This is a genomic window from Stenotrophomonas pictorum JCM 9942 (assembly GCF_001310775.1).
Classification (GTDB): domain Bacteria; phylum Pseudomonadota; class Gammaproteobacteria; order Xanthomonadales; family Xanthomonadaceae; genus Stenotrophomonas; species Stenotrophomonas pictorum.
Genome location: NZ_BAZI01000194.1, coordinates 1 through 5,379 on the forward strand (window position 1 = coordinate 1; position 5,379 = coordinate 5,379).

Sequence of the window (5,379 nt, forward strand, 5' to 3'; positions counted from 1 at the left end):
ACCAGCTGGTGCCGCGTCTGGCACAGCGGGCCAGGGCCGGGCGCCTGCGTTTTGTCGGCGACGGCAGCAACAAGGTCGATACCACGTTCATCGACAATGCCGCGCAGGCGCACTTTGATGCGTTCGACCATCTGGTGGTCGGTGCGGCCTGTGCCGGCAAGGCCTACTTCATCTCCAATGGCGAGCCGCTGCCGATGCGCGAACTGCTCAACCGGCTGCTGGCCGCGGTGGGCGCGCCGGCGGTGGACAAGACGATCTCGTTCAAGGCCGCCTACCGCATTGGCGCGGTCTGCGAAAAGCTGTGGCCGCTGCTGCGGCTGCGTGGCGAGCCGCCGATGACGCGTTTTCTGGCCGAGCAGCTGTGCACGCCGCACTGGTATTCGATGGAGCCGGCGCGCCGCGATTTCGGCTACGTGCCGAAGGTGTCGATTGAAGAGGGGTTGCGTCGCTTGGCAGCGGCGACCACTGCCGGTTGAGCTGCGTCGTCATGCCGCTATCACGTCGCGATCACCGTGTCGCGACCGCCGGACATGGAAGATGCACCGCGTGTCCAAACAGCGGAACTTTCCCATGCTCCATTACGCCGTCGTCTTCTTTGTGATCGCCATCATCGCCGCGGTACTGGGCTTCAGCGGTATCGCCGGCGCTGCCAGCAATATCGCGTGGATCCTGTTCGTGGTGTTCCTGATCCTTGCGGTGATCTCGCTGTTCCGCAAGAAAGTCTGATCGCACGATCGCCCTGCACGACGACGGCCCGCCCGGGTGACCGGTGCGGGCCGTTTCTTTTCCTTTATCCGGCGGGCCGCGGTCGTTCGCGGCAGATCACGCTCTTGCCCTCGGCACCGTACGGCCTAGGCGGTCACGATGCGGGCGATAGGGACCCGGCGGTGATGGCGCGCGGCGCATCACCGGCCTGATCGCCTGTGGTCAGGCCAGAGCGTTGATCGAGCTGCTCAGGGCCTTGTCCGCGGCGTGGCGTTCCAGCGCCAGTTCGATCAGCCGGGTGATCAGCGCGGTGTAGCCCCGCCCGCTGGCCCCCCACAGCTTGGGATACATGCTGATCTTGGTGAAGCCGGGCAGGGTGTTCAGCTCGTTGATGACCACCTCACCGGTCGCGGTGAGGAACACGTCCACCCGCGCCATGCCGATGCAGTCCAGCGCCTGGTAGGCGCGCACGGCGATCTGGCGGATACGCTGCTGCGCGTCGGCGCTGATGTCGGCCGGGATCACTGTCTCCGCGCCGCTGGCGCTGATGTACTTGGTGTCATAGGCGTAGAAATCGTCATGCACCACCACTTCGCCGCAGACGCTGGCCTCGGGGACCTCGTTGCCGAGCACCGCACATTCGATCTCGCGCCCGGCAATGGCCGATTCCACCAGCACCTTGTGGTCGAACGACAGCGCCAGTGCCAGCGCGGTGGCGAACTCGGCGGCATTGCGCACCTTGCTCACGCCCACCGAGGAGCCTGGTTGGCCGGTTTGACGAACAGCGGCGAGCCCAGCTGGGCGACCAGCGTCTCGTAACTGGCCTGCGCGGCGCTGACCCGGTTGAAACAGGCAAACGGCGCCACCGCCAGTCCGGCATCGCGCAACAGGCGCTTGGCCACATCCTTGTCCATCGCCGCGGCCGAACCGAGCACGCCGGGGCCGGCAAACGGCAGGTTCAGCGTACGCAGCAGGCCCTGCAGGGTGCCGTCCTCGCCCAGGGTGCCGTGCACGATCGGGAACACCACATCCAGCTGCGGCACCTCGCGGCCATCGGCGGCCAGCAGCTGGCCGCGCTCGGCGCCCGGCAGCACCGACAGTACCGGGCCGGAGGTATCCAGCGCGATGCGCTTGGGGTCCTCGGCGTTGTGCAGGAAATTGGCCGCATCGCACAGGTGCCACAGGCCCTGCTTGTCGATGCCGATCAGGCTGACGTCGAACCGGTCCTTGTCCAGCGCATCGAAGATGTTTTTCGCCGATTGCAGCGAGACCTCGTGCTCGGCCGAACGACCGCCGAAGATGATGCCAACCCGGGTCTTGCCCATTGCCTGTGTGCTCCTGCCGCGTGTGTTGAAGGGAATATGCATAGCATGAACCTTCCGGCGTCCGCCTGCGCGGGCGCGTGGCGGTTATCTGTCGATTAATCCACGTGCGGCGATGCGCTTGCGCGGGCAGGTAGAATGCCCGCCATGCCTGCATCCCCCTTCAATGTGATCAAGCCGCTGGCCGGCCGTGCGCTGGAAGTGGCGCTCAACCGTGCACTCGCGCTGGACCCGGATACCCGCACCGCATTGGCCCCGCTCGATGGCCAGCGCATCGCCCTGACCCTGGAATCGCCGTCGCTGGCGATGCAGATCGGAGTCAGCGGCCAGCGCCTGACCGTCGGCCCGGTGGACCCCTCGCTGGAGCCGGACCTGGCCGTGCGCAGCACCCTGGGAGGTGTTCTGGCGCAGCTGCCATTCCTGGCCAACGCGCGGCGCGGCAACAGCGCGCCGGCCGGCCGGGTGAAAGTCTCCGGTGACGCCGAGCTCGCCCGTCGCCTGCAGCAGCTGGCCATGCGCTTCGATCCGGACTGGCAGCAGCCGTTCGTCAAGGCGTTCGGTGAGGTGCTGGGGGTGCAGATCGCGCAGACCCTGCGCGCGGCGCTGGCACAGGCCCGCCGCAGTGCCAGGGATCTGGCCGAGACCGCCGCCGAGTATGTCACCGAGGAATCGCGTGATGTGGTGGCCCGCGCCGAACTGGAGGCCTTCCATGACGATGTGGACGTGATCCGTGACGACGTCGAGCGCATGGCCGCGCGCATCGCGCGCCTGCGCCAGCGCGCCGGGGGTGCCGCATGAAGGCAACCCGCGCCATGTTCCGCGCCAGCCGCATCGGCCGGGTGATCCTGCGTTACCGTCTGGACGACCTGCTGGATGGCACTCCGGTCGAGCGCTGGCTGCGCGTGGCCAAGCCGTTCGTGCCGCGCGCCAGTGCCGATATCGCCTCACAGTCGCGCGGTGCCCGGCTGCGTCTGGCGCTGCAGGAGCTGGGACCGATCTTCGTCAAGTTCGGGCAGATTCTGTCCACACGACGCGATCTGGTCCCGCCGGATGTCGCCGTCGAGCTGACCCTGCTGCAGGACCGGGTCAAGCCGTTCGACGGCGAGCAGGCGCTGCGGATCGTCGAGCAGGCGCTGGGCCTGCCGATCACCGAGCCTTCGCCAGCTTCGACACCACGCCGCTGGCCTCGGCCTCGATCGCGCAGGTGCATGCCGCAACCCTCGACGACGGCCGCCAGGTGGTGGTCAAGGTGCTGCGCCCGGATATCGAAAAGCAGATCGCCGGTGACATCGCCCTGCTCAAGTCGCTGGCCGCGCTGGTCGAGCGCACCCATCCGCGCGCCGACAAGATCCGTCCGCGCGAAGTGGTGGCCGAGATCGAGACCACCCTGGCGGCCGAGCTGGACCTGCAGCGCGAAGGCGCCAACGCCAGCGTGCTGCGCCGCTTCTGGGAAAACTCCGACGACCTGTACGTGCCGGAGGTGATCTGGAGCCACACCGCCGAACGCGCGCTCACCCTGGAACGTGTCTGGGGCATTCCCTCCGACGACATCGTCGCGCTGGACAAGTCCGGCATCGACCGCAAGGCGCTGGCGGCCAAGGGCGTGCGCGTGTTCTACACGCAGGTGTTCCGCGACAACTTCTTCCACGCCGATGCGCACGCCGGCAACATCTGGGTCGACCTCGATCCGGCGCGCCGCGGCAACCCGCGCTTCATCGCGCTGGACTTCGGCATCATGGGCCAGCTCTCGGAAGAGGACCAGTTCTACCTGGCCGAGAACTTCATGGCCATCTTCAACCGCGACTACCGCCGCATCGCCGAGCTGCACCTGCAGGCGCAGTGGATGCCGGCCACGGTGCGGATCGACGAGCTGGAGGCCGCCGTACGCGCGGTCTGCGAGCCCTACTTCACCCGGCCGCTGTCGCAGATCTCGCTGGCCGAAGTGCTGATGAAGCTGTTCCGCACCGCCCAGCGTTACCAGCTGACCCTGCAGCCGCAGCTGATCCTGCTGCAGAAGACCTTGCTCAACATCGAGGGTGTAGGTCGCCAGCTCGATCCGAACCTGGACATCTGGGAAGTGGCCAAGCCGGTGCTCGAACGCATCCTGCGCGAGCGCTACAGCCCGCGCCGCGCGCTGAAGGAGCTGCGCAAGCGCCTGCCGGAAATCATGACCCAGGCGCCGGACATGCCGGCGCTGCTGCACAGCTGGCTGCGCCAGCAGGTGGAAGGCAAACATGAGCTGGCGATGCGCTCGCAGGACATCGTCACGCTCAATGACACGCTCAAGCGCATGCAGCGGCGCGTGATTACCGCTGTGACCGGAGTCGGGCTGGTGGTGGTGTCGGCGCTGCTGTACGGCTTGCAGGCCGGTGGCCCGCAGCTGGCGTCCATCCCGGTGTGGTCGTGGATCACCGGGGGTGTTGGCGTGCTGGCATTGGCGTCGGCGTGGCTGCGTCGATGAGCGAGGCGCTGGAGCAGGCGGTGGAACCGGTGGTTTTCGAGCCCTTGCCGCTGCTGTACGAAGACCCGTGGCTGGCGGTGGTCAACAAGCCGGCCGGGCTGATGGTCCACGACAGCAAGCTCGCGCGTGGCGAGGATGACTTCCTGGCCGACCGGCTGCGCGAGCAGCTGGGCAAGCCGATCTTCCTGGTGCACCGCCTGGATCGCGCCACCAGCGGCTGCCTGCTGCTGGCCTTCGACCGCGACAGCGCCAGCGTGCTGGGCAAGGCGCTGATGGGGGGCGAGGTGGAGAAGGATTATCTGGCCGTATGCCGCGGCTGGCCGGCCGAAGCGGCTTTTACCGTCGATCACGATCTGGATGGCGGCCCCGGCAAGCCGGTGAAGAAGCCGGCCATCACCCATTTCCAGAAACTACTGGAAGGGGAGCTGCCGGTTCCGTCGGCGGGCTTTCCGACCTCGCGCTATGCGCTACTGCGCTGCCAGCCGCAGACCGGGCGGTTCCGCCAGATCCGCCGGCACCTCAAGCACATGTTCCACCACCTGATCGGCGACACAAGCATGGTGACGGCCGGCACAACCGCAGCTTCCGTATGCAGGGCGTGCACCGCATGCTGCTGCACGCCGAGCGCCTGGCCTTCCCGCACCCGCAGGACGGGCGCCGCATCGAAGTACACGCCCCGCTGGATCGTGAGTTCCGGAAGGCGCTGGACCTGTTCGGCTGGCAGCTCGGCCAGGCCTGACGCGCCCCTGGCGCTACGCGGGGGCGGCCGGTGTAGCCCGTATCTCTCCGCTGCTTTGAGCTGCCTGGCGGGCCAGGGCGGCACGCTTCGGGCGCTGGCATGACAGCCGAAAGGCCAGCCGCCGCTCTGGCGGCCTTGCCGACCGGCCGGAG

Annotated in this window: 3 protein-coding genes and 3 pseudogenes; 5 read left to right on the plus strand and 1 reads right to left on the minus strand. The window is 67.8% G+C overall.

The annotated features are described in order from the left end of the window. Both JCM9942_RS10465 and JCM9942_RS18330 read left to right on the plus strand, forming a co-directional pair. The coding region (locus JCM9942_RS10465; protein ID WP_484600225.1) for a Rossmann-fold NAD(P)-binding domain-containing protein at positions 1 to 476 on the plus strand (476 nt) is incomplete at its 5' end. Positions 477 to 570: 94 nt separating this feature from the next. Then, a complete protein-coding gene (locus tag JCM9942_RS18330) occupies positions 571 to 726 on the plus strand; it encodes a DUF1328 domain-containing protein (RefSeq protein ID WP_083468499.1) in 156 nt (51 codons plus the stop codon). A 201-nt stretch (positions 727 to 927) separates the two neighbouring features. Here the strand turns inward: JCM9942_RS18330 and ddlA are convergent. After that, a pseudogene (ddlA, locus tag JCM9942_RS10470) lies at positions 928 to 2,030 on the minus strand (D-alanine--D-alanine ligase). A gap of 144 nt (positions 2,031 to 2,174) precedes the next feature. Here ddlA and JCM9942_RS10475 point away from each other — a divergent pair. From JCM9942_RS10475 to JCM9942_RS10485, 3 genes and pseudogenes are all read left to right on the plus strand, one after another. Beyond that, complete coding sequence (locus JCM9942_RS10475; RefSeq protein WP_054659518.1) at positions 2,175 to 2,825, plus strand: ubiquinone biosynthesis accessory factor UbiJ; 651 nt, start codon at positions 2,175 to 2,177, stop codon at positions 2,823 to 2,825. After that, a pseudogene (gene ubiB, locus JCM9942_RS10480) lies at positions 2,822 to 4,488 on the plus strand (ubiquinone biosynthesis regulatory protein kinase UbiB). Before JCM9942_RS10475 ends, ubiB begins: the two are co-directional and overlap by 4 nt. Next, positions 4,485 to 5,227 (plus strand): annotated as a pseudogene (locus JCM9942_RS10485) (pseudouridine synthase). The pseudogenes ubiB and JCM9942_RS10485 overlap by 4 nt, the downstream one beginning before the upstream one ends. Positions 5,228 to 5,379: the final 152 nt, after the last annotated feature.

Excerpts from the sequence above, each read along its gene's own strand:
- JCM9942_RS10475 (WP_054659518.1), top strand. The coding sequence starts at position 2,175 with ATGCCTGCATCCCCCTTCAATGTGATCAAGCCGCTGGCCGGCCGTGCG.
- JCM9942_RS18330 (WP_083468499.1), top strand. The coding sequence starts at position 571 with ATGCTCCATTACGCCGTCGTCTTCTTTGTGATCGCCATCATCGCCGCG.